Here is a 26453-nt window from a genome sequence, read left to right as displayed (position 1 = left end):
CATGACCGGGCGCATCGTCGTCGCCGGCGCCTCCCTCGGCGGACTGCGCGCCGCCGAGCAGCTGCGCGCCGCGGGCTGGGCCGGCCGCATCACGGTGATCGGCGACGAGCCGCACCCGCCGTACAACCGGCCCCCGCTGTCCAAGGAGGTCCTCGCGGGCAAGGCGTCCTTCGCCTCCCTCGCCTTCACACCGAAGCCGTCCGCGGCCGACGTGGAATGGCGGCTGGGCACCAGGGTCGCCGCGGCTCGCCTCGCCGAGCGGACCGTCGCACTCGACGACGGCTCGGTCCTCTCCTACGACTCACTGGTCGTCGCCACCGGGATGCGGCCCCGCCGGCTGCGCTGCCCCGGGCCGGTCGCCGGCCGATACACGGTCCGCACGATCGACGACGCCCGGGCCCTGCGGGCCGGCCTGACCCGGACCGGTGTTCGGGTCGTCGTGGTCGGCGCCGGGTTCATCGGCTGCGAGGTGGCCGCGACCGCGGTCGGGCTCGGTGCGGCCGAGGTGACCGTGGTGGATCCGCTGCCCCTGCCCATGGTCGGGCCCCTCGGCGAGCTGCTCGCCCGGACGCTGCTCGCGCGGCACCAGCAGCGCGGAGTGCGCTTCATGCTGGGCGCTGGTGTCGCCGGGTTCGAGGGGGACGACCGGGTCACCGGTGTCGTGCTGAGCGACGGGTCCGTGCTGCCCGCCGACGTGGTGGTGGAGTCCGTGGGCTCGGTCGCCAACACCGAGTGGCTCGACGGCAACGGGCTCGATCTGGGCGACGGGGTGCTCACCGACGAGCACCTGCGGGTCGGCGGCCGGCCGGAGGTCGTCGCGGTCGGGGACGTCGCCCGCTTCCCCAACGCCCGCTACGACGGGGTGCCGCGGCGGGTCGAGCACTGGTCCATGCCGGCCGACTCGGCCAAGCACGCCGCGAAGGTGCTGGTCGGGGGCGATGCCGGCCTGGCGCCCTTCGCGCCGCTGCCCACGTTCTGGAGCGACCAGCACGACTTCCGGTTGCAGTCCTTCGGCGCGCCGGTGCTGGGGCTCGGCGATGTCCGGGTCCTCGACGGTGACCCCTCGGGGGACGTCCTGGTCGGTTACCACCGCGACGGGCTGCTGGTCGGTGTCGTCGCCCTCGGCGGGCCTCCCGCCGCCCGTGCCGCCGCCCGGTACCGCGCCGATCTGCTGAAGCAGCCCGCCCTCACCCCGTAAGGAGCCCTTCCGTGACCGGTCTTCGTGGTTACTTCCCTCCCAAGACGGCGACGGGTGCGTCGTCGCTGATCCCCTCTCCGCCGTGGCGGTACTCCGGTGACCTGCTCACCGTCGAGTACCGGACGGATCCCGCGCGGGTGCGCGAACTGCTGCCCGAGCCCCTGGAGCTGGCCGACGAGGATCCGGGCGCGGTCGCTCTGATCTGGGCCGACTGGCAGTCCTGCTCGGCCTCGGGGGAGGAGCTGCTCGATCCCGTGCGGGCGCAGTACAAGGAGGCCTTCGCGGTCGTGCGGTGCCGGTACGGGGGGCGGACGTACTCGCGGTGCGTGTACATCTGGGTGGACAAGGACTTCGCGATCGCGCGGGGACTGCACCAGGGGTATCCGAAGAAGCTGGGCTCCATCCACCAGACCCGGCCGCATCCCTACGGGCCCGCTCCGCGGATCGAGGCGGGGGCGCGCTTCGGGGCGACGCTGGCGGCCGCGGACCGGCGGATCGCGCAGGCCCTGGTGACACTGCGGGAGCCGTCGGAGAGCGGCGGGTTCGTCAACGCCCATCCCATGGCGCACCACCGGTGGCTGCCGTCCATCGAGAAGGGCAAGGGGCTGGCCCTCGACGAACTGGTCGAGAGCGGGACGGCTGCCTTCGAGGGCGGTCAGCCGTGGGTGGGCGACGCGGAGCTGGAGCTGTTCGAGGCGCCGACCGAGGAGTTGGCGCGGCTGGAGATCCGGGAGCCGATCGCCGCGTACTACCGGCAGGTCGGGGTGGTGTGGGACGGGGGGCGGCTGCTGGAGGCCGGTACGTCCGGAGCGTCTGCCGCGTAGCGCCAGTGGTCGGGTGCGGGTGCGTGGTGGCTTGTCGCGCAGTTCCCCGCGCCCCTAGGTAGCTGAAATTCCCCTCGTTCGAATGGAACCCTTCTCATGCCTGAAAGAATCACCGTCGCCGGTGTTTCCGTCGACACCCGGCACTGGATCGGCGGGCGGCGGGTCGCCTCCGACGGTACCTTCGCCGACTACTCTCCGATCGACGGCAGTGTCCTGGGCGAGATCGCCCGCGGCGGCCCCGCCGAGGCCGAAGCCGCCGTCGCCGCCGCCCGGGAGGCCTTCCCCGCCTGGGCCGCCACCTCGCGCGGCGCCCGCGCCCGCATCCTGCACGCCATCGCCGACGGCGTCGAGAAGCGGCTCGAAGAGCTGGCGATCGTCGAGACCACCGACAACGGGGCGCTGCTGCGCTCGCACCGGCGGGGCGTCATGCCCCGCGTCGCCCACAACTTCCGCTTCTTCGCCGACTGGCTGCTGACGCTGGAGCACGAGGACTTCGACACGCGGGGACACACCAACCACGTCAGCTGGGACCCGGCCGGGCCCTGCGTGCTGATCACGCCGTGGAACGCGCCGCTGATGCTGGCCACCTGGAAGGTCGCCCCGGCCCTCGCCGCCGGGAACACCGTCGTCCTCAAGCCCGCCGAGTGGTCGCCGCTGACCGCCTCCCTGCTGGCCGACATAGCCGCCGAGGCCGGACTGCCGGCCGGTGTCCTCAACGTCGTCCAGGGGTACGGCTCCGAGATCGGCGACGCCCTCACCTCGCACCCCGACGTACGGCGCGTCAGCTTCACCGGCTCGGTGCCGACCGCGCGGCGGATCGCCGCCTCGGCCGCCGCGAACCTCACGCCCCTGAGCCTGGAACTGGGCGGCAAGTCACCGCTGCTGGTGTTCGCCGACGCCGATCTCGACCTGGCCGTCGACCTCGCCGTGGAGCAGTACGACAACGCCGGGCAGGTGTGTCTGGCCGGTACCCGGCTGCTCGTCGAGGAACAGGTCGCCGAGGAGTTCACCCGGCGGTTCGTCGAGAAGGCCACGGCCCTGCGGCAGGGCGACCCGCGGGACGAGTCCACCGACGTCGGTCCCACCATCCACCCCCGCCAGCTGGAGAAGATCGACGGCTTCGTGCAGAGGGCCGTCGCGGCCGGGGCACGGGCGGTCATCGGCGGGCACCGCAAGGATGACGGGCAGTACTATGCGCCGACGCTGCTCACCGACGTCGCCCAGGACTCCGAAATCGTGCAGGAGGAGGTCTTCGGGCCCGTCCTGACCCTCCAGACCTTCACCGGCGAGGACGAGGCCGTCCGGCTCGCCAACGACACCCGCTTCGGCCTGGCCGCCACCGTCGCCACCGGCGACCGCGAGCGCGCCGAACGGGTCTCCGCCCGGCTCGTGGCGGGGACCGTCTGGGTCAACTGCTTCTTCGTGCGGGACCTCCGGGCCCCCTTCGGCGGCTCCCGGCAGTCCGGGGTCGGCCGCGAGGGCGGCACCTGGAGCTTCGACTTCTACTGCGACCTGAAGAACACCGTCACCGCCCCGAAGGGATGGAACGACCATGGGTGAGATCGTCGGCGCGGGCCTCCTCGCCCACGTCCCCACCATCGTGCTGCCCGAGGCCGACCGGCTGGAGCTCAACGAGGGCAAGGAGATCACCCTCGTCACCGGGCTCCGGGAACTGCGCGGGGACGTCTTCGAGCGGGACGACTACGACACCGTCGTCGTCCTCGACTCCCACTGGGCCACCACCGTCGAGTTCGTCGTCACCGCCCAGCAGCGCAGGGCGGGGCTCTTCACCTCCGAGGAACTGCCGCGCGGCATGTGCCGGATGCCCTACGACTTCCCGGGCGACCCCGAACTCGCCCACAACGTGGCGCAGTTCGCCGACAAGCACGGCACCTGGATCACCCCGATCGACGACGAGTACCTGCCGATCTACTACGCCACCATCAACCTCTGGAAGTACCTCGGCGAGGGCCTGCCCGACAAGCGGTGGGTCACCATCGGGGTCTGCCAGACCGGTGACATGGAGGACCACCTGCGGCTCGGGCGGGCGCTCGCCGACGGCATCGCCGCCACCCCCGGGCGACGCGTGCTGCTCATCGCCTCCGGCGCCCTCTCACACACCTTCTGGCCGCTGCGCGAACTGCGCGACCACGAGGCCAGCGACCCGGTGCACATCCGCACGCCCGAGGCGCGGGAAGCCGACCACGAGCGCATCGCCTGGTTCAAGGAGGGCCGCCACGACAAGGTCCTCGACACCATGGACGACTTCTGGAAGCACAAGCCCGAGGCGAAGTTCTTCCACTACCTGATGATGGCCGGCGCCCTGGGTGAGCGGCGCTGCACCGCCCGGGCCCGTCAGTACGGCGCGTACGAGAACTCCGTCGGCACCGGACAGGTCCACCTCTGGTTCGACCGGCCGGCCGACGGCTGGACCGGCAGCCCCACCACCGCACCCCAGGAGTCCGCCCATGCCTGAGTACCGCCGCATCCTCCTCGACGGCGCCGCCGTCCAGGTCACCGTCGACGGTGCCGAACTCGTCGCCGGGGACGGCCGCCGCGTCAAGACCGGGGAGGCCTCGCATCTGCCGCCGGTCGTGCCGTCGAAGATCATCGCCGTGCACCTCAACCACCGCAGCCGGGTCGAGGAGTTCCGCATCGGGCTGCCCGCCACGCCCACCTACTTCCACAAGCCCACCTCCGCCCTCAACGCCCACCGGGGCGCCATCGTCCGGCCCGAGGGCTGCAAGTGGCTCAACTACGAGGGTGAGGTCGCCATCGTCATCGGAAGGACCGCGCGGAACATCGCGCCGGCCGACGCGGGGGAGTACATCGCCGGGTACACCATCGCCAACGACTACGGCCTGCACGACTTCCGCGACACCGACGCCGGGTCGATGCTCCGGGTCAAGGGCTCCGACACCCTCTGCCCGCTCGGCCCCGGCCTCGTCACCGACTGGGACTTCCATGGCAAGCGGCTGCGGACCTTCGTCAACGGCGAGGTCGTGCAGGACGGGTCGACGGACGAGATGACCTGGGACATGCACTACCTCGTCGCCGACATCGCCCGCACCATCACCTTGTACCCGGGCGACGTCCTGCTGTCCGGCACACCCGCCAACTCGCGGCCCGTGCAGCCGGGGGACGTCGTGGAGGTGGAGGTGGAAGGGCTGGGGCGGCTCACCAACCACATCGTGACCGGTCCGACCGCCGTCCGCACCGACGTCGGCGCCCAGCCCACCGAGTCGGAGGAAGTGCTGTCGACCGCGCTCGGCGGCGACTGGGAGTTCCGTGGCATCCGGCCGCCGCGTCGCTGACCGGAGCGGCTTGGGTAGGGTCGCGGGCATGACCGAGCCCGCCCGCCGCCCCCGCAAGCGCGTGCACTACGGCACGGGCCGCGAGGCCCTGCTGGAGGCCGCCGTGCGCGTGGTCGCCCGGGGCGGGCTGCGCAGGCTCACCTACCGGGCGGTCGCGGAGGAGGCCGGGGTCACCCACGGCCTGGTCGTGCACCACTTCGGCTCCCGCGACGCCCTGATCGAGGAGGCCGTCGCCCACGCCATCCGCTCCTCCCTCAGCAGCAGCGCGCTCGAACCGGGCACGGGCAGGCCCGCCGACTTCTCGGCGGGCCTGACGGACATGGTCGAGTCCGGGCCGGACCTCCAGGCGTTCCAGTACGAACTGCTGCTGGAGGCCCGGCGCCGCCCCGAGCTCCTCGCCCACCTGCGGTCGCTGTACGACGAGTACTTCGACGCGACCCGGCGCGAGCTCACCCAGATGCTGCCCGGGCCGGTCGGCGAGGGCCTGTCCCGTATGGTTTTCGCCACCCTGGAGGGCCTCGTCCTGCACCAGCTCGTCTTCGGCGAGCGCGAGGTCATCGACGAGGCCCTGGAGGAGTTGCGCGCGGTGCTGCGCCGCCTCGCCGAGGAGCGGGACGACGAGGCGTAGGCGTCCCGCACGTCTCGACCGCGTAAAGCCTCGGAACTCCTCGCCCCGCTCCCCTTGCCAAACGGATAGTTCCGCCCCACCATGAGGCAACTCGTTTGGCCTGAAACGATCCTTCCTCCCCTCTGGCAGGTGATCCGAGTGGACAGTCAGACGGTCTCCCGGCACGCGGCGAAACCGGACGCGCCCACCGCAGGCACGCTCAAGCCCGACGCCCTCGGCGTCCTGGGCATCCTCTTCTTCGTCCTGTCCGCCCAGGCCCCGCTCACCGGCATCGCCGGCGCGGCCCCCATCGCCGTGGCCCTCGGCAACGGCCCCGGCGTACCCGCCGCCTACCTGGTGGCGGGGCTCGTGATCCTGCTGTTCTCGGTGGGCTTCGTCGCCATGGGCCGCCACGTCGTGGACGCGGGCGCCTTCTACACCTACATCGGCAAGGGCCTCGGCCGGACCACCGGCACCGGCAGCGCGGGCCTCGCGCTCTTCGCCTACTGCACCATCCAGGCCGCCATGTACGGCCTCTACGGCGCCATCGTCAGCGGCCTGGTCGCGAGCCACACCGGCCTCGACCTGCCGTGGTGGGTCTGGACCCTGGCCACCATGGCCGTCGTGCAGGCGCTCGGCGCGGCCGGTGTCGAGATGGGCGCCAAGGTGCTGGCCGTCCTCGTCCTCGCCGAGTTCAGCATCCTGTCGGTCTTCGCCCTGGTCACCCTGGCCAAGGGCGGCGGACCCGAGGGGCTCGGCCTCGCCGACAGCTTCTCCCCGGCCGCGGCCCTCGACGGGGCGCCGGGCGTGGCCGTGATGTTCGCCGTGGCGTCCATGTTCGGCTTCGAGGCGACCGCCATCTACGGCGAGGAGGCCCGCGAGCCCCGCAGGACGGTGCCGCGCGCCACCTACCTCGCGGTCGTGGTGGTCACCGGCTTCTTCGCCCTGGTCTCCTGGATGCTCATCTCCTCCTACGGTGCCTCCCGGGCCACCGCCGCCGCGGGGAAGGCCCTGGAGAGCGGCGACGGCGCCGGCTTCGTCTTCGCGCCCATCGCGGCGGAGTTCGGCGGCTGGGTGACCGACGTGCTGCCGATCCTGCTGGCCACGTCCCTCTTCGCCGGCATCCTCACCTTCCACAACTCCGCCAACCGCTACCTCTTCTCGCTCGGCCGCGACCGGCTGCTGCCCCGCCGGCTGTGCAGGCTCAACCGCCGACACGCCCCCTGGGTGGCCGGGTGCGTGCAGACGGCCCTGGCCGTGCTGCTGGTGGTGCCCTTCGCGCTGGGGGGCAAGGACCCGGTGCTGACGCTGTTCTCCTGGTTCAGCGGGGTCGCCGTCCTGGCGATGATGCTGCTGTACCTGCTGACCTCGGTGTCCGTCGTGGCCTTCTTCCGCCGTGAGCGCCTCGACCCCCGCACCTGGAACACCCTGATCGCGCCCCTGCTGGGCGCGCTCGGCATCGCCGGGGCGATCTGGCTCGTCCTGGCCAACTTCACCACCCTCATCGGCGGCGAGCGCACCACCGCCCTGTGGCTCACGCTGTCCGTGCCGGTGGTCATGACGCTGGGCCTGATCGCCGCGCGGGTGCGGGGGAGAGCCGTCGCCGCCGCCGACGGGTGACCTCGCGCGCCGCCGCCCGCGGACAGCCCCGACCATATCGTTTGAGATCAAAGGAGGACCTTCATGCCGGCCGTCACCCACGACGAGTGGCAGCGCCGCGCCAAGGCGTTCCAGCTCTCGGGCGCCCATCACATCGACGGCGCCGAGGAGGCCGGGGGAGGGGCCACGTTCCCGGTCGTGTCCCCGCGGGACGGCCGGGTCCTCGCCGAGGTCGCCAACGGCGGCGCCGCCGAGGTGGACGCGGCCGTCGCCGCCGCCCGCCGGGCCTTCGACACCGGCCCCTGGCCGCGCCTGGCACCCGCCGAGCGCGGCCGGGCCCTGCTCCGCCTCGCCGACCTGCTCGAAGCCCGGCGCGAGGAACTCGCCCTGACCGTCACCCTGGAGATGGGCAAGCCCGTCACCGACGCGTACGGCATCGAACTGCGCGCCCTCATCGGCACCTTCCGCTGGTACGGGCAGCTCGCGGACAAGCTCACCGACACCTCCCCGCACACCGCCCCGGACGCTCTCGCCCTGGTCACCCGGGAACCGGCCGGGGTGGTCGGGGCGGTGGTGCCCTGGAACTTCCCGCTGACCCTGGCCGGCTGGAAGGTCGCCCCGGCCCTCGCGGCCGGCTGCACGGTCGTGCTGAAACCCTCCGAGAACTCCCCGCTCTCCGCCCTGCTCCTGGGCCGCCTCGCGACCGAGGCCGGCCTCCCGCCCGGCGTGCTCAACGTCGTGGCCGGAGACGGCCCCACGGCCGGGCGGGCCCTCGGCCTCCACCCGGACGTCGACGTCCTGGCGTTCACCGGCTCCACCGCCGTCGGCCGCCACTTCCTGCGCTACGCCGCCGACTCCAACCTCAAGCGCGTCTGGCTGGAACTCGGTGGCAAGTCGCCCAACATCGTCCTGCCCGACGCCCCCGACCTCGACCGGGCCGCCGCCACCGCCGCCTGGGGCATCTTCTTCAACCAGGGCGAGATGTGCACTGCGCCCTCACGGCTGCTCGTGCACACCTCGATCGCCGAGCGGGTCACCGAGGCCGTGGTCCGGCGGGCCCGCGAGCTCAGGGTCGGCGACCCGCTCGACCCGGAGACCGAGATGGGCGCGCTCGTCGGCCCGGCCCACCTGGACCGCGTACGCGACCACATCCGGCACGGCCTCGCCGAGGGCGCCCGCCTGCGCACCGGCGGCGACCGCGTCCTCGCCGAGACGGGCGGGACGTACCTGGAGCCGACCGTCTTCGACCGCGTCGACCCCGGCTCCCGGCTGGCCCGGGAGGAGATCTTCGGACCGGTGCTGTCCGTGCTGGCCTTCGACGACCTCGACGAGGCGGTCCGCCTGGCCAACGCCACCGAGTACGGCCTCGCCGCCGGGCTGTGGACCTCCGACCTGTCCACCGCCCACCGGGTCGCGCGCGCCCTCAAGGCCGGAACGGTCTGGGTCAACTGCTACGAGGAGGGCGATCTGACCGTGCCCTTCGGCGGCATGAAGCAGTCCGGCAACGGCCGCGACAAGTCCGCCCACGCCCTGGAGAAGTACACCGAGCTCAAGACCACCTGGATCCAGCTGTGACCCGGCCCCTGATAGCGATCCCCGCCCGCTTCTCGGCCACGACCTCCGCACTCCGGTACGCCGCCGAGGTCACCGCCCGCGCCCTGGCCGAGGCCGTCTGGCGGGCCGGCGGCGAACCGGCGGGCATCCACCCGGCGGACAGCGGGACCGCCGCCCGGCTCGCCCGCTTCGACGGCGTCCTGCTCCCCGGCGGCGGCGACCTCGCGCCCGCCCGCTACGGCGCCGCCGACACCCACGACACCGTCTACGACGTCGACACCCTCCAGGACACCTTCGACCTGGACGTCGCCCGGCACGCACTGGAGTCGGCCCTGCCGCTGCTCGCGATCTGCCGCGGCCTCCAGGTCGTCAACGTGGCCCTCGGCGGCACCCTGGAACAGGACATGGGCGGCCCCGACCACGAACACCGGCACCTCGTGCACCCCGTCACCCTGGAGCCCGGCTCCGTCGCCGCCCTGGCCACGGGCGTCGAGAAGACCGACGCGTCCTGCTACCACCACCAGCGCGTCGACCGCCTGGGCGCGGGGCTTCATGTGACGGCCAGGGCGGCCGACGGCACGATCGAGGGCCTCGAACTCCACGGGGCGGGCGGCTGGTTCACGGCCGTCCAGTGGCACCCCGAGGACACCGCCCACGAGGACCCGGCCCAGCAGGGCCTGTTCGACGCGCTCGTGCGGGCCGCGGCCCGGTGAGGCGGCGGTGTGCGTCAGGCGCGGGGCCGCCGGCCGCTGCGCCGGGGGGCGGGCTCGGCACCGCCCAGCAGGGCCTGCCGCCGCTCCTCGCCGTGCTCCTCCACCTGGAGCACCACGCTGCGCAGCCCCTCCGCGAGGCTGCGGCACTCCGTGTCACTGAGCCCGGCGGTGACGAAGGCCTCCTCCTCGTTGAAGGCCGGGAACACCCGCCGCATGAACTCCTCGCCCTCGTCGGTGAGGCTCAGCAGCACCAGCCGCCCGTCGCTCGGATGGTCCGCCCGCCGCAGCAGCCCCCGCGACTCCAGCGTGCGGGCCACGCCCGTGAGCGTGCCCTTGGAGATCCCCGCCTCCTCCGCCACGTGCCGGGTCTCCGACTCGCCCCACACCCAGACCACCCACAGCACCACGAAGGCCGTCCACGTCAGGTCCGAGCCGCGCAGCACGGAGTTCTCCAGGTGCTGCCGCACGGCGGACGCGGCCCGGTAGATGTTCGCCACCGCCGCCATCTGCTCCCGGCGGATCGGAATGCCGCCGAGCTTCGCCGCGGCGAGCTTCTCGGCTTCGGTGATCGATCGGTGGCCCGGCACGGGCGGCTCCTTCGTCTGGTCGTGACGCGTCACGCCCGGGCGGCGGCGGCTCATCCTCGCCGTCCAGTCGTTCGGGCTCAAATTGTACGAACTCCCAAGGGAAACCCCACATGCCGATACAGCCCCGCATGCTCCTCGTCCTCAGCGAGAACTGGACCCTCACCGGTGGCCGGGCCGACCTGCCCGCCGCCGTCCGCTGGGCCCGCGAGGCCGAGGACGCCGGCTTCGACTCGGTCATGGTCAGCGAGCACATCGTCCTCGGCCCCGACGCGTCCGCCGCCGGCGTCATGGGCAACCCCCGTGACTACGCCCTCCCGGGCAACCAGGACCCGGACACCCCCTGGCCGAACTCCCTGCTGCTGCTCGCCGCCATCGCCTCCGTCACCTCCCGGCTCCGCCTGGCGGCCGCCGCCGTCCTCGCGCCGCTGCGCCACCCCCTGCTGCTCGCCCGCGAGCTCGGCACCCTTGACCTGATCAGCGAGGGGCGTCTCGTCGTACAGCCCACCGTCAGCTGGAGCAAGGACGAGTACGACGCCCTCGGCGTGCCCTTCGACCGGCGGGGGCGGCTCCTCGACGAGCACCTGGAGGTCTGGGCGAAGGCCTGGGGGCCTTCCCCGATCTCCCACGACGGACCCCAATACCCCTTCCGGGACGTCCACTTCGAGCCCAAGGCCCACCGTCCGGACGGACCCCGGCTCTGGTTCGGCGGGCAGCGCCTGCACGGCCCCGTCCTGCGCCGCCTCGTGCGGTACGGCCACGGCTTCCACCCGCTCGGCCGCCCCACGCCCGAGGATCTCCAGGCCCTCGAGGAGGCGATGACGGCGGCCGGGCGGGACATCGGCGACCTGGAGATGATCGGCGGCACCCGCGCCGTCTTCCCCGACGACCGCTCACCGGCGGACCTGGGCGCGGCGCTCGCGGTGCTCCCCGAGCAGCTGGAACAGGGCTTCACGACCTTCTGCGTCAAGCCGAACCAGTTCATCGACGACCCCGACGGCGTCGGGGCGTTCTGCCGCGACGTCATGCGGCGCGTCGCGGCGCTGACCTCCTGACCGCCCGGGCCCGGATCACCCCTCCACGAACCGCGCGAGGTGATCCGGGTCCGGCCGCAGCAGCCCGTCCCGGACCGCGAGCGCCGTGGCCTGGGCGCGGGACACGCACCCGGTCTTGCGCAGCAGATGCTCGACATGACTGTGCACCGTCCGCGGGGACAGGAACAGCGCCTGCGCGATGGCCTGGTTGGTCTGCCCCGTGGCCGCCCGCGTGAGCACCTCCAGCTCCCGGGGGCTCAGCCCGTACGGCAGTTCCGTGGGCGTCTCGTGCACCAGCACCGCCTCCGCCCCGAGGCCGGGCCCCGCCGGATGCCGGTGCAGCACGACCCGCCGCCAGTCACCGCCGGCCGGCCACAGCAGCCGCAGCCGCCGACCGCCGGTGCCCGTGAAGGCGCGCAGCAGCGCGGGGAACCCGCCGTCCTCCCGCAGCACCCGCGGCCGGTCCCGGTCGGGCAGGTCGAGCACCGTGCCGTCGCCGGTGACCAGGCTCGCCGCGTCCGCCTCCGCCAGGCCGTGCAGATCCCCGGCGTGCGCCAGCGGGTCGGCGAGCGCGGCCAGGGCGGGACTCACGGAGGCGAGCAGCCGGCGGGCGTCGGTGTCGTACGCGTCCGCGCCTTCCGTGGAGAGGTGCACCAGGCCCACCAGCCGGCCGCGGTGCCGCAGCGCCCCCGTGACGCCGTCGCGGAAACCGGCCGGGCGGACCCGCTCCGCGTAGAACCAGCCGTGCCGGAAGCGCGGCCCGGCGTCCTCGGCGTCCTCCGAGATGGACGGCGGCAGCTCCCGCCGCACGACGTTGCGGTACCACGGCGTGGCGATGAACTCCCCGGCCAGGGCCTGCGAGGCCGCGGCGGTGTAGCCGATTCCGGCGACCTGGACGTGGGAGCCGGTCAGCGGGTCGATCGTGAGCAGGGTCGCCGCGTCCAGCGGCAGGGCGCGGGCGAGTTCGCGCAGGGCCTGCGCGGAGGCCTCGGCGGTGTCGCGCTCGCGGGTGAGCATGCCGATGCGGGCGGCTGCCGCGATCTGGTCGTGCCTGGGCATGGCGAGCCTCCGGACGGGCTCCTGTCGTTTGGGGCCTAACGATAGGGCTCCGGTCGAGCCCCCACAAGGGGTCCGGCGACGCCGCGCGAGCGGGCCGGGCGCCGTGCGCGGTCGGTATTTGTACGGATGGTGCGGCGGGCCCGGCGGGTCTTTCCTGTTCGGCACAGCCGGACGCCCGCTCAAGCCGGGCCCACCCCTCGGAGTGCCCGCCATGACCCCACCCCCGTACCCCGCCTCGCGCAGACACTTCCTCACCCTCTCCGCCGCCACCGCCCTGGCGGCCGCCGGATGCTCGGCCCCGCCGGACACGGCCGCCTCGGCCGGGCCGGCCCCCTCCGGCGGCACCCGCCTGACGAAGATCGGCCTCGACTACCCCTTCACCCAGCTCCCGCTCTACTCGACCCTGGTCAAACTCTCCGCCGCCCGCGCGAAGCGGCACGGCATCCCGCTGCTGACGACGAGCGACAACGCCAGCGCGGACACCCAGGCCAGCAACCTCACCACCTGGATCGCGCGCAAGGTCCCCGCGATCGTGTCGTTCCCGATGGTCTTCGAGGCCGCCGAGCCCCTCGCCAAGGCCGCCCTGGACGCCGGACTGATCTGGGTGACCTACGGCGGCTCCCTCCAGCACCAGAGCGCCGACATCCGGTTCAGCTTCCGCGAGGGCGGCACCCTGCTCGGCGAGGCGGCGGCGCAGTGGGCCCAGGAGCACCTGGGCGGCAAGGGCAAGATCGCCTTCCTCACCGACAACACCATCGAACTGGGCCGCGAACGCACCAAGGGCATGATCGACGCCTTCACCGAGGCGGCACCCGGCGTCGACGTGGTGGCGCGGGAGCAGGCCATCGACCCGGACACCGGTCTGTCGAAGACCAGGGCGATCCTCGCCAAGCACCCCGACCTGAACCTCGTCCTCGGCGTCACCGACGCCGCCGCCTACGGCGGATTCAAGGCCCTCCAGCAGGCGGGCCGCGCGAAGGACGACGCGAAGACCTTCGTCGGCGGCCAGGACGGCTCCGCGCCCTCCCTCCTCGCGGTCAAGCAGGGCACCTTCTACCGGGCCTCCGCCGCCCTCGCCCCGAAGGACATCGCCGCGGCGATCGTCGACGTGCCGCGCGCGGTCGCCGCCGGCGAGGCCGATCCGAGCGCCGAGGTGCCGATCACGCTCGTCCGGCACGCCGACACCGCCCGCATCGACGCCCTGCTCGCCCAGAACGCCTAGGTGCCCCATGACGACCACGAACCTCCGCGTCAGCGGCCTGACGAAGTCCTTCGGCGGGGTCAGGGCCCTGGACGGCGTGGACCTCACCGTGCCCGCCGGCCAGGTGCACGCCCTGCTCGGCCACAACGGCGCCGGCAAGTCCACGCTCATCAAGTGCCTCGGCGGCGCCTTCCCGCCCGACGCGGGCACCATCGAGATCGGCGGGACGACCTACACCCGCCTCACCCCGCGCGAGTCGATCGCGGCCGGCGTGGCGATCATCTTCCAGACGCTCAGCGTCGTCGACGCCCTGACCGTGGCGGAGAACATCTTCCTCGGCCAGGAGTGGACCCGGCACGGCCGCGTCGACCGCCGCGCCCAGGAGGAGGTCGCCGCCGGTCTCCTGGAGCGGGTCGCGGCCCGCTGCTCCCCACGCGACCGGGTGGGGGATCTGCCCACGGGCCAGCGGCAGTTGGTGGAGATCGCCAAGGCCCTCAGCCGCAGCGCCTCCGTCCTGGTCCTCGACGAGCCCACGGCGGCCCTGTCCGGTGCGGAGACCGACGCCCTCGCGGAACGCGTCGAGGACCTGCGCGCCCAGGGACTCGCCATCGTCCACGTCACCCACCTGCTGGCGGAGGTCGAACGGCTCGCGGACGCGGTGACCGTACTGCGCGACGGCCGGGTGGCCCACCGCACGACCGTCGCGGGACGGACGCGCCGGGACCTGGTGGCGGCGATCGCCGGACGGCCGGCCGAGGCGGTACGCGGGCCGCGGCGCACTCCCACCCCACCCCGGCTGGTCGTCGAAGGCCTGCGCGGACCCGGCTTCGGCCCCCTCGGGATCACCGTCGCCGAAGGCGAACGCGTCGGCCTGTTCGGGCTCATCGGCTCGGGCCGCACCCGCGTCCTGGAGACCCTCTACGGCAGGCGCCGCGCCACCGCCGGCACCATCCGGGTCGGTGACCGCGCCGTCACCCCGGCCCGCCCGGCCGACGCGCTCGCCGCCGGGATCGCCCTCGTCCCGGCCGACCGGCGCGCCCAGGGCCTGTTCCCGTCGCTGTCCGCACAGGACAACGCCCTGCTGCCCGCCCTGCGGCCCCTGGCCCGCCACGGCGTACGCGCGCTGCGCGCCGAGCGGCGGGTGTTCGGCGCGCTGGCCGCGGCGGTCGGGCTGCGACCGGCCCGGCCCGGGCTGCCGGCGGGCGCGTTCTCCGGCGGCAACCAGCAGAAGCTCGTCCTCGGCCGGTGGATCAACGAGGCCCGGCACGTGGACGTGCTGCTGCTGGACGAGCCGACCCAGGGCGTCGACGTGGGGGCCCGGCAGGAGATCTACCGGGTGGTGTCGGCGCTCGCCGAAGAACAGGGCACCGCCGTGCTGTTCGCCTCCAGCGACCCGGAGGAGATCGTGGCGCTCGCCGACCGCTGCCTGATCGTCGCCCGGGGACGGATCGTCGGCGAACTCTCCGGCACGGAACTCACCGAACAGTCCCTGCTGTCGGCCGTCCACGACCCCCTGCCCGCCGAAGGAGCAGCATGACCACCGCCGACCCCGCCCTCACCCGGCCCCGCCTGATCGCCACGGGAGGGCTGACCGCCGTACGCCGCAACCCGCTCCTCGTCGTGCTCGTCGTGATGGTGCCGGTCTTCCAGCTCACCACCGGCAGTTTCCTCGACCCGGCCAACCTGAGCGGCATCGCCACCGACGCCGCCACCCTCGCCATCGTCGCGGTGCCGCTGGCCCTGCTGGTCATCAGCGGCTACCTCGACCTGTCGGTCGGCTCCACGCTGGCCCTCGGAGGGCTCGTCGCGGGCTGGCTCGCCGGGCAGCACCACCAGTCGCCCGCCATCGCGCTGCTCGGGGCGCTCGCGGCCGGGGCCGTGGTCGGCGCGGTGAACGGTTTCCTGTGCTGCCACCTCGGTCTGTCCGCGTTCATCGTCACCCTCGGCATGCTGACCGCCGTGCGCGGTCTCGCCCAGCAACTGTTCCCGCTGCCGCTGAGCGGCTTCGGCTCCGGGTTCGCCTGGATCGGCGGGGCACGCGTCGCCGGGCTCGCGGCACCGGTCGTCATCGCGGCACTCGTGCTCGTCGCGGGCGCCCTGTTCCTGGCGCTCACCCCCGCCGGACGGCACGTCTTCGCCATCGGCGTCAACCGCGAGGCCGCCCACCTCTCCGGCATCCACATCCGGCGCACCCCGTTCGCACTGTTCGTCGCCACCGGCGTGGCCGCGGCCCTGGCCGGGGCCATCAAGGCGTCGGTGCTGGACAGCGCCGTCGCCGGCACCTCCGGCGCCGGGTTCGAACTGACCGTGCTCACCGCGGTGCTGCTCGGCGGAGTCGCCCTCACCGGCGGCACCGGCTCGATCCTGGGCGTCCTGCTCGGCGTGCTCTTCCTCGGCGGCCTGCAGAACGGCCTGACCCTGCTGAACGTGCCGACGTTCTGGCAGCAGATGGCCCAGGGCGTCGCGCTGGTGGCCGGCGCGGCCCTGGCCTACGCGGCACCCCGCACGGGGCGCTGACCCACCCTCTTCCGAAATTCCGAAATGAGGTCATCCGTGAGCGACACCGCTCCCACCCTCGTTCTGACCGGCGGTCAGGTCCTCACCATCGACACCGGCTTCACCGTCGCCGAAGGCGTGGCCGTGCGCGGCCGGGACATCCTGGCCGTCGGCGGCGACGCGGAGATGCGCGCCCTGGCCGGGCCCGGCACCCGGATCGTCGAGCTGGGCGGCCGGACCGTGCTGCCCGGCATCAACGACTCGCACCTGCACGGGGCCGCCTACGGGATGACGAAGCCGCCGTTCGCCGTCGACGTCGGGTATCCGGCGGTCGGTTCCCTCGCCGACATCGCCGCGGCCGTGGCACGGGCGGCACGGGAACGGCCGGACGGCACGTGGATCGTCGGCCTGGGCTGGGACCCCGGCTACCTCGCGGAGTGCCTCGCCGACCCGGGCCGCTTCCCGCACCGCCGGGACCTGGACGCGGTGACCCCGCACCACCCGGTCTGCCTGACCGACTTCTCCTCCCACATGGTGTGGGCCAACTCCGAGGCACTGCGCCGCTGCGGCATCGACGCGGACACCACGCCGCCGCCCGGCGGTGTCATCGACCGCGACCCCGACGGCCGGCCCACCGGCATCCTGCGCGAGGCCGCCGGGCGACTCGTCCAGACCGCGCTGCCCGCCCCGACCCACGCCCAGCGCCGCCAGGCCATCCAGGGCGTGATCCGCGAACTGCACTCCCGCGGCATCACCAGCTACACCGAGCCCGGACTCGGCCCCGGCGGCGCGGGCACCCTCTTCGGCGGCCTGAGCACCGACAACTGGACCGCCTACGCCGACCTCGCGGCCGGCGGCGAACTCCGGGCCCGCGTCAGCGTCCTGCTCCTGCCCGCCCCCATGGGCGGCTCCGCCGACGACCTCCGCAAGGGCCTGGCCGAACTGCGCCGCCCCGAGTCGGCCGATCCCCGGCTGCTGCGGGCCGTCGGCGTCAAGATCTTCGGCGACGGCGTCCCGCCCAACCGCACGGCGTGGATGAGCGAGCCCTACCGGGACGGCGGCCACGGCGCCCTTTGCGTCCACGGCGACACCCCCGCCCTCCAGGTGCACGAACTGCGCGAGATGATCCGGCTCGCCCACGAGGCCGGCTTCCAGCTCGGCGTGCACGTCACCGGCGACCGGGCCATCGACACCGTCGTGCACGCCTTCGTCGCCGCGAACACCGCCGCACCCCGCCCCGACGCCCGGCACTACGTCATCCACGGCGACTTCATCGGCCCCGAGAGCCTGGCCGAACTCGCCGCGCACGGCTACGGCGTCAACATGAATCCCGCCATCAAGTGGACGATTTCCGACCTCATGGACGAGGTCGTGGGCCCCGAACGCTCCGCGTACCAGTGGCCGGTGCGCTCCGCGCTCGACGCCGGGGTACGGGTCTGCGCCAGTTCGGACGCTCCCGTCACCGAGCCCGACTGGCGCCAGGGCGTGGCCTCCATGATGCTGCGCGAGTCCAAGGCCGGCGGCCGGCCCAGCGGCCCCGAGCAGTGCGTGCCCCTCGCCGACGCCCTGCGCGCGTACACGGCCACCGCCGCCTGGCAGGACTTCGCCGACGACTGGAAGGGCACGATCGAGGCGGGCAAGGCGGCCGACCTCTGCGTCCTGGACCGTCCGCTGCTCGACCTCGACCCGCACGAGATCACCGACGTGCGGGTCGACCTCACGGTGTTCGACGGAGAGGTCGTCTTCGAACGGTGAGGCGCCTCAGGCGGGCCGCGGCACCGCCCGCCTCGCCCCCCAGCGCCGGGTCCGGTACCGTCCCGCGACCCGGCACACCGCGTAGATCGTGAACGAGATCGTCGTGACGTAGGGGCTGATGGGGATGCTGCCGCCCAGCGCGAGCAGGATGCCGCCCTCGATCGAGGCCACGGCGAACAGCACGCTCAGCACGGGCAGCAGCACCGGCGAGGCGGTGACCCGGGCGGCGGCCGCGGCCGGGGTCACGACCAGGGTGAGCACCAGCAGCGCGCCGACGATCTGCACCGACAGGGCCACCGCGAGCCCGAGCACCAGCATGAACGCGAAGGACAGCCCCCGCACCGGCACCCCGCGCGCCTCGGCCACGTCCGGGTCGGTGCTGGCGAAGGCGAGGGGCCGCCACATGACGGCCAGGGCGGCCAGCACCAGGACGGACGTGCCGAGCAGCCACGACATCTGCGGGGTGTCGACGGCGACGATCTGCCCGGTGAGCAGCCCGAACTTGTTGGCCGCCCTCCCCTTGTAGAGGGCCAGGAAGAGCACGCCGAGCCCCAGCCCGAACGGCATGATGATGCCGATCACCGAGTTGCGGTCCCGGGCCCGCGTCCCCAGCACACCGATGGCGCCGGCCGCGAGGAGCGAACCGGCGATCGAGCCCGCCACGATGTTCGCCCCGAGCAGCAGCGCCGCCGACGCGCCCGCGAAGGACAGCTCGCTGATGCCGTGCACCGCGAACGGCAGGTCCCGCATCAGCACGAACACCCCGGCGAGCCCGCCCACGAGGCCGAGCGCCACACCGGCGACGAGCGAGTTGCGGACCAGGACGAGGAGTTCGCCGTAGTCGGTGAAGTCGAAGATCTGGTGCCAGATCCCGGCGGCGAGTGTCATGCGCGCACTCCGTCCGTCTCGTCGGCCTGCTCGGGGTGGTGCGGTGGCGAGGCCGGCTCGTCGGGCGCCCCGGCGACGACGACCCGCCCCCGGACCCGCACGACGTCGACCTGCGTGCCGTAGAGCCGGGACAGCGACTCGGAGGTCAGCACCTCGTCCGGGGTGCCGGTCCGGTGGCCGCCACGGGCCAGGTACAGCACCCGGTCGACCAGCCCCAGCACCGGGTTGATCTCGTGCGTCACGAACACCACCGCCGTGCCGTGGGAGCGGCGCCGGGCGTCGATCAACTCGGTGACGGCCCGCTGGTGGTGCAGGTCCAGCGACAGCAGCGGCTCGTCGCAGAGCAGGATCCGCGGGTCGGTCGCCAGGGCCTGCCCGATGCGCACCCGCTGCCGTTCACCGCCGGACAGCATCCCGAGCGGTACGTCCGCGTACGCCGCGGCCCCGACCGACTCCAGGATCTCGTCCACCCGGCGCCGGACCCCGCCGCCGCGTGGCCACGGTCCGAAGCGGTGCCCGTCGATGCCGAACCGCACGAGGTCCCGGGCGCGCAGCAGGGCCTGCGCGGACAGCGCCGCCTGCTGCGGGACGTAACCGATGTGCCGGGCGGACTCGCGCGCCGGCCGGCCGAGGACCGTCAGCGTCCCGGCGGACAGCGGCTGACGGCCCAGCAGCGCCCGGACGAAACTGGTCTTGCCCGCTCCGTTCGGCCCCAGCACGGCCAGGAACTCCCCGGGCCGGACGTCGAGATCGAGGCCGCTCCACACCTCGCGGTCGCCGTAGGACAGGGCCGCGGCGCGCAGGCTGACGACGGGCGCGCGGTCCTGGCGGGGCGGCGCGGTCACTTGGCCAGCGCGCTCGCGAGCGCGTCGACGTTGCCGGTCATCCAGCCGAGGTAGTCCTTGCCCTTCGGCAGGGTCTCGGTCACGGGCACCACGGGGATGCCGGCCGCCTTGGCCGCCGACTCGGCCTTCTCGGTCTGCGGTCCGGAGGTCTGCTCGTTGTAGACGAGCGCCTCGACCTTCCTGCCGCTGAACAGGGCCAGGCTCTCCCGGAGAACCCGGGGGGAGACGTCGTCGCCCTCCTCGACGGCCTCGCTGAACGCCGCGGGCGTCCTGTCGATCAGTCCGCTCGCCTCGGTCATGTACAGCGGCACGGGCTCGGTGATCGCCACGCCCTCGCCGCCGTGCTCCTTCTTGATCCGCGCCTCCTTCGCCTCCAGCGGCGTGAGCTTGGCCTTGAAGGCGGCGGCGTTCTTCTCGAAGGCGGCGGCGCCGTCCGGGTCGGCCTTGGTGAGGGCGGCGGCTATGCGGTCGGCGACCTTGGCGACGGTGGGGAAGTCGTACCAGACGTGCTCGTTGAGCTCGCCGCCCTTCGGGGCGGTCCTGCCGGACACCCGCACCGCGTTGATCACTTCGGCGGAGTCGTTGTGGCCGCTCTTCCGCATGCGGTCGACGAAGTCGTCGTAGCCGCCGCCGTTCTCGACGACGACCTTCGCCTTGGACAGGGCCAGCTGGTTCTGGGTGTCCGCCTCGTAGGAGTGCGGGTCCTGGTCGGGGTCGCTGATGATCGAGGTGACGTCGACTCTGTCGCCGCCGATGTCCCGCACGATGTCGCCGTAGACGTTCGTGGAGGCGACCACGGCCACCCGGGCCGGAGCGCTCTTGCCGTCGGCTGGGTCCGACGAGCTGCCGCAGCCCGCGAGCAGGGCCAGTGAGGCGCTGGTCAGCAGCGCCAGGCGGCGGGACGTGGACAGGGGCATGGCTCCTCCAGGGCGGATGTGCGGAGTTTCGCGACGACGGGCGTCACGCTAGATGGCAATGAATGTCAAGAGCGGGTTTCGGTCGAAGTCATGTGAAAACCATTACCAATTATTGAGATTCTCTGGACTATCTATCCAGGTGCTGGACTCGTGATCTAAGGTGGGTGTGTGGGAAGGGGAGACGCCATGTCCGCCGAACAAGCCAGGGGCGCCGAACGAGACGCCGAACGGGACGCGATCCTCGCCTCGCTCGCGCCGGTCGTCGAGGGCATTGCCGCGACCTTCGGGCCGGTCTGCGAGGTCGTGCTGCACGACTACCGGAACCCGGAGGAGTCCGTGGTCGCCGTCGCCGGATCGGTGACCGGCCGGACGGTGGGCGGCGCGATGAGCGAGATCGGCCTGCGCGTCCTCGCCCGCGGCGACGAGGCCACCGACGAGCTGAACTACGTCACCCGCACCCGGAACGGCTCGCTGCTGAAGTCCTCCACGATGGTGCTGCGGGACTCCACCGGAGCGGTGTTCGGCGCGCTCTGCGTCAACGTGGACATCGGCGCCGTCCGTCAGGTCCACACCCTCCTCGGCGCGCTCGCCGGAGGCGGCGTCGCCCCGGCGGAACCGCCGACCACCACCTTCGGCAACGACATCGACTCCGTGGTCGACGCCCTCGTCGACGCCCACCAGTCGAGACAGCGGGGCAGCTGGGCGGAACTGGACCGCGCCGAACGCCTGGAGCTGTTCGGCGGGCTGGACGCCCGCGGTGTCTTCGCCGTGCGCGGCGCCGTCGAACAGGTCGCCGCCCGGCTCGGCATCTCCCGCGCCTCCGCCTACAACTACCTCTCCCGGGCCCGGGCCGCCCACGACACCCCCACCGGAGGAACAGCGTGACGACCACCACCCCACCGGTCACCCTCGACGACGTCCGGGACGCCGCAGCCCGCATCGAGGGCGTCGCCCACCGCACCCCGGTCCTGCGCTCCCGCACCCTCGACGCGCTCGCCGGTGCCGAGATCCACCTCAAGTGCGAGAACTTCCAGCGCGCGGGCGCCTTCAAGATCCGCGGCGCCTACAACGCCGCCAGTCGCCTCACCCCCGAGCAGCTGTCCCGGGGCATCGCCGCCTACTCCTCGGGCAACCACGCCCAGGCCGTCGCCCTGGCAGCGCGCGAGCTGGGCACCACCGCCGTGATCGTCATGCCGGAGGACGCCCCGCCGTCGAAACGGACGGCCACCGCCGGCTACGGCGCTGAGATCGTCACGTACGACCGCTACACCGGCGACCGCGTCGCCCTCGCCGAGGCCCTGGCCGCCGAGCGCGGCCTGACGGTCATCCCGCCCTACGAGCATCCGCACGTCATCGCCGGGCAGGGCACCTCCGCGCTCGAACTCGTCGAAGAAGTGGGGGAGCTGGACGCACTGCTCGCACCCGTCGGAGGCGGTGGCCTGATCGCCGGCAGCGGCACGGCCGTCAAGGGCCTGCACCCCTCGACGCGCGTCATCGGCGTCGAACCGGAGGCCGGGGACGACACCAGACGGTCCCTGCGGGCCGGCCGGCGCGTCAGCATCCCGGTCCCGCACACCATCGCCGACGGCCAGGCCCTGCACACCCCCGGAGAGCTGACCTTCTCCCTGAACCGCAGGCTCCTCGACGACGTCGTCCTGGTCAGCGACGACGAGATCCGGGACGCGATGCGGTTCGCCTTCGAGCGGCTGAAGATCGTCCTCGAGCCGAGCGGCGCCACCCCGCTGGCCGCGCTGCTCACCGGACGCGCGGGCCGCCTCCCGGGCCGCGTCGGCGTCATCCTCTCCGGCGGCAACATCGACGCCGACCGTTTCACCGCGCTGTGCGGGGGCGGCGCTTGAGACCGGTGCCCCGAATGGCGGTCCCCGGTGGACAGGCGGACCATGGAGGAGTAGGGGGCCGACCGCCGACGGCGGTGTCCAGGGCCGCCGGGGAGACCGGCCCCGGCCGCGGCGCACCGCGGCCGGAAGGGAGCGCGTCATGTTGGAAGTGAAGACGCTCGACAAGCCCGACGAGCGGCGTGATTTCCCCCGCGGCCACCTCGAGGCCATCCACATGACGGATCTCGACTTCGCCGTGGCGACCTTCGAACCCGGCTGGCGCTGGACGGAGTCCGTGGGCCCGATCGCGGGCACCGAGAGCTGCCAGATGCACCACAACTGCTACATGGCCCAGGGCCGGATGCACATCCGCATGGACGACGGCGGTGAGAGCGAGGTCGGACCCGGCGACGTGTTCGTCTGCTCACCCGGCCACGACGCGTGGGTCGTGGGCGACGAGCAGGTCGTGGTCTACGACTTCCAGGGGCAGACGGCCCGGGAGTACGCGAAGCAGGGCTGATGCCCACCGGCCCACAGCGGGCCGCCGCCTGATCACACCGGCAGCAGGCGCGCCACCAGCGCGCTCAGCTGCCGGGCCGTGCGGCACTCGTGCATCTCGACCAGCTCGGCGTAGGCGGGCGCGACGGAGTCCCCCGTGCCCCAGCGGGAACGCTGCTCGGGATTCAGCCAGTGGACGCGGCGCGCCCGTTCGGCGATCCGCCGCAGGGCCGGCAGGTTCGGGTCGGCGTGGTTCGTCCGGGCGTCGCCGAGGACGAACACCGTCGTACGTGAACCCACCGCGTCCGCGTGGCGCTCGGCGAACTCGCCCAGCGCCATGCCGTAGTCGCTGCTGCCGTGGTAGCCCGTGACCGCCGCCTCCGCCTGGATGCGGGCGGCCAGGCCCTCCGGGTCGGCGGTGCCGTGCTCCAGCAGCCCGGTCACCTCGTCGATCCGATTGACGAAGGCGAACACGCGCACCCTGGCGAACTGGTCGTGCAGCGCCTGCACCAGCAGCATCGTGAAGTCCGAGAAACCGGAGACCGAGCCCGACACATCGCACAGCAGGACCAGCTCGGGGCGGGCGGGGCGCCGTCGGCGCAGCACCGGCCTCATCGGCACGCCGCCCGTCGACAGTGAACCGCGCAGGGTCCGCCGCAGGTCGATCGTGCCGCGGGAGGCGCGACGGCGGCGGGCCGCGAGCCGGGTCGCGAGCTTGCGCGCGAGCGGCTGGACCGTCCTGCGCAGCTCGGCCAGCCGGTCCTTCCCGGCGAACAGGAAGTCGACCCGGTCGGCGGTCGGGGGCACCGCCCGCCGGGCGATCTCGTCCCGCCCGCGCCGCTCGGCGACCCGGCGCCGCGCCTCCGCCGCCACCAGCGCGCGGAAGGTCTCGATGCGCCGCCGGATCTCGTCCTCCAGCAGCCGGTCCGTGAAGCCCGGACTCCCGCCCCGGCCGCGCACGGTGTCGCGGACCCGCGCCATGAGGGTCTGCGGGCGCAGCCGCTCCAGCGCCTGGTAGGACGACCAGCCGTCCGACTCCGGGGCGGAACCGTAGCCGCCGAAACCGTCGACCGCCTCGATCGCCAGCCGGCCCAGCAGCGCCCGGTCGTCGGCGGCCAGGGCGTCGGCCAGCCGGTCCCGCAGGTCCTCCCGCCCCGCCGGCCGCTGCTCCGGGCCGCCGACGCCGCGCGGGAAGTACAGGTCGAAGACCTGGTCGAACACCTGTCGCTGGCCGGGTGCGTGCAGCAGCGTCGCCGCGAGCCCCTCGCGCAACAGCTCCCGGTCGGCGAGGCCGAGTTCCTCGACCGCCCGCGCCGCGTCGACCGTCTCGCCGGTGCCGATCCGGACGCCATGCGCCCGCAATGCCCCCACGAGGGACGTCAGACGCTCCGCGACACCCGCCCGCGTGGTCACAGCGCGTCCAGGTCGAGCTTGGCGGACGCCTTCAGAAGGTCGTCCTGGTGCTTGAGGAGGACACCGAGGGTGGCCTGGACGACCGTCTCGTCCAGGATGTCCGCGCCGAGCGCGAGCAACGTGCGCGCCCAGTCGACGGTCTCGGCGACCGACGGCACCTTGCGCAGGTCCATCGCCCGCAGCGCGCCCACGACCCGCACGACCGAGCGGGCCAGCGCCTCGTCCAGCTCCGGCACCTTCAGCCGGACGATCCGGCGCTCCAGCTCCTCGTCCGGGAAACCGATGTGCAGGAAGAGGCAGCGGCGGCGCAGCGCCTCGGACAGCTCCCGGCTCGCGTTGGAGGTGAGGACGACGAAGGGGCGGCGCGTCGCGGTGATGGTGCCCAGCTCGGGGACGGTCACCTGGAAGTCGCTGAGCACCTCCAGCAGCAGGCCCTCCACCTCGACGTCCGCCTTGTCGGTCTCGTCGATGAGCAGCACCTTCGCCTCGTCGCCCCGGATGGAGCTCAGCAGCGGACGGGTGAGCAGGAACTCCTCGCTGAAGATGTCCGTGCGCGTCTCGTCCCAGGTCTCGTCGCGGCCCGCGCTGATGCGCAGGAGCTGCTTGGCGTGGTTCCACTCGTACAGCGCCCTGGACTCGTCGACCCCCTCGTAGCACTGGAGGCGGACGAGCCGTGCTCCGGCGACCTCGGCGACGGCCTTGGCGAGTTCCGTCTTGCCGACACCGGCCGGGCCCTCCACCAGGAGCGGCTTGCCGAGGCGGTCGGCGAGGAAGACGGTCGTGGCGACGGCGGGCGAGGCGAGGTAGCCGGTCTCGGCCAGACGTGCGGAGACGTCGTCGACGGATGTGAACAACGGGGGCCTCCTGGTCGGCGGCGACAGCGGGCGGTCGAAGCACTATCTAAGCGCTTGTTCAGCGATGCTGTCACGGGGTTCACGCACCGGCGGCCGAGGCCACCGCCCGCACCGCGGGAGTGCGCAGCACCCGCCGGGCCGTCGCCAGAGCCGTCCCCAGTGTCACCGTCGCCGCGACCCCGGCGACCGCGAGCCACACGCCGAACACCTGGTCCGGCAGCACGGCGTCGGTGCGGACCACGGTGAACGGGACGCCACCGCCCGTCAGCTCCGTGCCGTCCACCCGCACGATCCCGCTGTCGGGCCGGTCCAGGCCCGCGGCGCACTGCAACAGGGTCGACTTGCCGGAGCCGGACGGTCCCATCACCGCCGTGAACGTGCCCCGCCCGAGACCGAGCGTCACACCGTCCAGGGCGGTCACGGCGCTGTCGGCGCTCCCGTACGGAAAGGGCTGAACACGGCATGCGGATCGATCTGAAGGGCCGCACCGCTCTGGTGACCGGCTCCACGCAGGGCATCGGCGCCGCGATCGCCTCGGGCCTGGCCCGGGCCGGCGCCCAGGTGGGCGTCAACGGCCGCTCCTCCCAGCGCGTCCAGGAGGCCGTGGACCGGATGCAGGGCGAGGTGCCCGGTGCCGACCTGGTGCCCGTGGCCGCCGATGTGACGACCGACGAGGGCGCGGGGCAGGCGCTGGACGCCCTGGGGCAGGTGGACATCCTCGTCAACAACCTCGGCGTCTTCGAGTCCGCCGACCCCCTGGAGATCAGCGACGAGGAGTGGCGGCGCTACTTCGACGTGAACGTCCTGTCCGCGGTGCGCCTCACCCGTCTCGTCCTGCCCGGCATGACCGAGCGCGGCTGGGGACGCGTGCAGAACATCGCCAGCGACTCGGCGGTCGTCATCCCCGCCGAGATGATCCACTACGGCATGTCGAAGACCGCCCTGCTGGCCGTGAGCCGGGGCTTCGCCAAGCAGACCGCCGGCACCGGCGTCACGGTGAACTCCGTCATCGCCGGGCCGACCCACACGGGCGGGGTGGAGGACTTCGTCTACCAGCTCGTCGACCGCGACCTGCCCTGGGACGAGGCCCAGCGCGCGTTCATGCGGCAGCACCGCCCGCAGTCGCTGCTGCAACGGCTGATCGAGCCGGAGGAGATCGCCAACATGGTCGTCTACCTCGCCTCCGACCAGGCCTCGGCGACCACGGGCGGTGCCCTGCGCGTCGACGGCGGCTACGTCGACTCGATCCTGCCCTGAGCCCG

General features: G+C 73.3%; 25 protein-coding genes and 1 pseudogene. 18 read left to right on the top strand and 8 right to left on the bottom strand.

The features are described 5' to 3' along the window. The first annotated feature begins 1 nt into the window (after position 1). The 9 genes from ACSUPV_RS02550 (at position 2) to ACSUPV_RS02510 (ending at position 9809) form a co-directional block, all read left to right on the top strand. Positions 2–1198: an NAD(P)/FAD-dependent oxidoreductase gene (locus tag ACSUPV_RS02550; RefSeq protein WP_436946824.1), complete on the top strand. Its 1197-nt coding sequence runs from the start codon at positions 2–4 to the stop codon at positions 1196–1198. Between the two features lie 11 nt (positions 1199–1209). Beyond that, positions 1210–2022, top strand: coding sequence for an acetoacetate decarboxylase family protein (locus ACSUPV_RS02545; RefSeq protein WP_382608752.1), 813 nt, complete (start codon positions 1210–1212; stop codon positions 2020–2022). A gap of 96 nt (positions 2023–2118) precedes the next feature. Beyond that, positions 2119–3582: an aldehyde dehydrogenase gene (locus ACSUPV_RS02540; protein WP_359792106.1), complete on the top strand. Its 1464-nt coding sequence runs from the start codon at positions 2119–2121 to the stop codon at positions 3580–3582. Then, the gene (locus tag ACSUPV_RS02535; protein WP_031117677.1) at positions 3575–4498 is read left to right on the top strand and encodes a 3,4-dihydroxyphenylacetate 2,3-dioxygenase; all 924 of its coding nucleotides are present in this window, start codon (positions 3575–3577) and stop codon (positions 4496–4498) included. Before ACSUPV_RS02540 ends, ACSUPV_RS02535 begins: the two co-directional genes overlap by 8 nt. Next, entirely contained in the window at positions 4491–5336 is an 846-nt protein-coding gene (locus tag ACSUPV_RS02530; RefSeq protein WP_436946823.1) for a fumarylacetoacetate hydrolase family protein, read from the top strand. Before ACSUPV_RS02535 ends, ACSUPV_RS02530 begins: the two co-directional genes overlap by 8 nt. A gap of 28 nt (positions 5337–5364) precedes the next feature. Next, positions 5365–5964 carry a TetR/AcrR family transcriptional regulator gene (locus tag ACSUPV_RS02525; protein WP_436946822.1) on the top strand — a complete coding sequence of 200 codons (600 nt, stop codon included), beginning with the start codon at positions 5365–5367 and terminating at the stop codon, positions 5962–5964. Between the two features lie 138 nt (positions 5965–6102). Next, complete coding sequence (locus ACSUPV_RS02520; RefSeq protein WP_436946821.1) at positions 6103–7563, top strand: APC family permease; 1461 nt, start codon at positions 6103–6105, stop codon at positions 7561–7563. A 63-nt stretch (positions 7564–7626) separates the two neighbouring features. Continuing rightward, on the top strand, positions 7627–9117 hold the full coding sequence (locus ACSUPV_RS02515; RefSeq protein WP_436946820.1) for an aldehyde dehydrogenase: 1491 nt from the start codon (positions 7627–7629) through the stop codon (positions 9115–9117). Further along, on the top strand, positions 9114–9809 hold the full coding sequence (locus ACSUPV_RS02510) for a gamma-glutamyl-gamma-aminobutyrate hydrolase family protein (RefSeq protein ID WP_359792114.1): 696 nt from the start codon (positions 9114–9116) through the stop codon (positions 9807–9809). The genes ACSUPV_RS02515 and ACSUPV_RS02510 overlap by 4 nt, the downstream gene beginning before the upstream one ends. Before the next feature lie 14 nt (positions 9810–9823). Here ACSUPV_RS02510 and ACSUPV_RS02505 read toward each other — a convergent pair whose 3' ends face one another. Next, the gene (locus tag ACSUPV_RS02505) at positions 9824–10396 is read right to left on the bottom strand and encodes a MarR family winged helix-turn-helix transcriptional regulator (RefSeq protein ID WP_037764930.1); all 573 of its coding nucleotides are present in this window, start codon (positions 10394–10396) and stop codon (positions 9824–9826) included. 110 nt (positions 10397–10506) lie between these two features. Between ACSUPV_RS02505 and ACSUPV_RS02500 the strand changes: the two genes are divergently transcribed. After that, positions 10507–11448 (top strand): LLM class flavin-dependent oxidoreductase, encoded by a 942-nt coding sequence (locus ACSUPV_RS02500; RefSeq protein ID WP_436946819.1) that lies wholly within the window; start codon positions 10507–10509, stop codon positions 11446–11448. 15 nt (positions 11449–11463) lie between these two features. Here ACSUPV_RS02500 and ACSUPV_RS02495 read toward each other — a convergent pair whose 3' ends face one another. Next, positions 11464–12486 carry a response regulator transcription factor gene (locus ACSUPV_RS02495; protein ID WP_436946818.1) on the bottom strand — a complete coding sequence of 341 codons (1023 nt, stop codon included), beginning with the start codon at positions 12484–12486 and terminating at the stop codon, positions 11464–11466. Positions 12487–12697: 211 nt separating this feature from the next. On the opposite strand from ACSUPV_RS02495, the gene ACSUPV_RS02490 reads away from it, so the two are divergent. Genes ACSUPV_RS02490 through ACSUPV_RS02475 form a run of 4 tightly spaced genes read left to right on the top strand, consistent with a single transcriptional unit; the run spans position 12698 to position 17938 of the window. After that, complete coding sequence (locus ACSUPV_RS02490; RefSeq protein ID WP_031117688.1) at positions 12698–13708, top strand: sugar ABC transporter substrate-binding protein; 1011 nt, start codon at positions 12698–12700, stop codon at positions 13706–13708. A gap of 7 nt (positions 13709–13715) precedes the next feature. After that, on the top strand, positions 13716–15224 hold the full coding sequence (locus ACSUPV_RS02485; protein ID WP_037764313.1) for a sugar ABC transporter ATP-binding protein: 1509 nt from the start codon (positions 13716–13718) through the stop codon (positions 15222–15224). Then, on the top strand, positions 15221–16204 hold the full coding sequence (locus ACSUPV_RS02480; RefSeq protein WP_037764310.1) for an ABC transporter permease: 984 nt from the start codon (positions 15221–15223) through the stop codon (positions 16202–16204). The genes ACSUPV_RS02485 and ACSUPV_RS02480 overlap by 4 nt, the downstream gene beginning before the upstream one ends. 36 nt (positions 16205–16240) lie before the next feature. After that, a complete protein-coding gene (locus ACSUPV_RS02475; RefSeq protein WP_436946817.1) occupies positions 16241–17938 on the top strand; it encodes an amidohydrolase in 1698 nt (565 codons plus the stop codon). Between the two features lie 6 nt (positions 17939–17944). Here the strand turns inward: ACSUPV_RS02475 and ACSUPV_RS02470 are convergent, their stop codons facing one another. From ACSUPV_RS02470 to ACSUPV_RS02460, 3 genes are read right to left on the bottom strand one after another with little or no spacing between them, the layout of a single operon-like run. Beyond that, a complete protein-coding gene (locus tag ACSUPV_RS02470) occupies positions 17945–18826 on the bottom strand; it encodes a metal ABC transporter permease (RefSeq protein WP_031117694.1) in 882 nt (293 codons plus the stop codon). Further along, positions 18823–19671 carry a metal ABC transporter ATP-binding protein gene (locus tag ACSUPV_RS02465; protein ID WP_031117695.1) on the bottom strand — a complete coding sequence of 283 codons (849 nt, stop codon included), beginning with the start codon at positions 19669–19671 and terminating at the stop codon, positions 18823–18825. Before ACSUPV_RS02465 ends, ACSUPV_RS02470 begins: the two co-directional genes overlap by 4 nt. Then, positions 19668–20588, bottom strand: a complete 921-nt coding sequence (locus tag ACSUPV_RS02460; RefSeq protein WP_436946816.1) for a metal ABC transporter solute-binding protein, Zn/Mn family — start codon at positions 20586–20588, stop codon at positions 19668–19670. Before ACSUPV_RS02460 ends, ACSUPV_RS02465 begins: the two co-directional genes overlap by 4 nt. A 186-nt stretch (positions 20589–20774) precedes the next feature. On the opposite strand from ACSUPV_RS02460, the gene ACSUPV_RS02455 reads away from it, so the two are divergent. The 3 genes from ACSUPV_RS02455 (at position 20775) to ACSUPV_RS02445 (ending at position 22946) form a co-directional block, all read left to right on the top strand. Further along, positions 20775–21473 (top strand): helix-turn-helix transcriptional regulator, encoded by a 699-nt coding sequence (locus ACSUPV_RS02455; RefSeq protein WP_436946815.1) that lies wholly within the window; start codon positions 20775–20777, stop codon positions 21471–21473. Next, on the top strand, positions 21470–22447 hold the full coding sequence (locus ACSUPV_RS02450; protein WP_436946814.1) for a pyridoxal-phosphate dependent enzyme: 978 nt from the start codon (positions 21470–21472) through the stop codon (positions 22445–22447). Before ACSUPV_RS02455 ends, ACSUPV_RS02450 begins: the two co-directional genes overlap by 4 nt. A 139-nt stretch (positions 22448–22586) precedes the next feature. Next, a complete protein-coding gene (locus ACSUPV_RS02445; protein ID WP_031117700.1) occupies positions 22587–22946 on the top strand; it encodes a cupin domain-containing protein in 360 nt (119 codons plus the stop codon). Between the two features lie 32 nt (positions 22947–22978). Here ACSUPV_RS02445 and ACSUPV_RS02440 read toward each other — a convergent pair whose 3' ends face one another. From ACSUPV_RS02440 to ACSUPV_RS02430, 3 genes and pseudogenes are all read right to left on the bottom strand, one after another. Then, a complete protein-coding gene (locus ACSUPV_RS02440) occupies positions 22979–24337 on the bottom strand; it encodes a vWA domain-containing protein (protein ID WP_359792135.1) in 1359 nt (452 codons plus the stop codon). After that, entirely contained in the window at positions 24334–25191 is an 858-nt protein-coding gene (locus tag ACSUPV_RS02435) for an AAA family ATPase (RefSeq protein WP_382608723.1), read from the bottom strand. The genes ACSUPV_RS02440 and ACSUPV_RS02435 overlap by 4 nt, the downstream gene beginning before the upstream one ends. A 253-nt stretch (positions 25192–25444) precedes the next feature. Beyond that, positions 25445–25612 (bottom strand): annotated as a pseudogene (locus ACSUPV_RS02430) (ATP-binding cassette domain-containing protein); the annotation flags it as partial. 41 nt (positions 25613–25653) lie between these two features. On the opposite strand from ACSUPV_RS02430, the gene ACSUPV_RS02425 reads away from it, so the two are divergent. Then, complete coding sequence (locus tag ACSUPV_RS02425; RefSeq protein WP_436946813.1) at positions 25654–26448, top strand: SDR family NAD(P)-dependent oxidoreductase; 795 nt, start codon at positions 25654–25656, stop codon at positions 26446–26448. Positions 26449–26453 lie beyond the last annotated feature (5 nt).

Source organism: Streptomyces sp. SudanB52_2052 (assembly GCF_964272415.1).
GTDB classification, from domain to species: Bacteria; Actinomycetota; Actinomycetes; order Streptomycetales; family Streptomycetaceae; genus Streptomyces; species Streptomyces olindensis.
The sequence above is the reverse complement of the archived record's forward strand: the minus strand, read 5'-3'. Positions and strand labels throughout refer to the sequence as shown.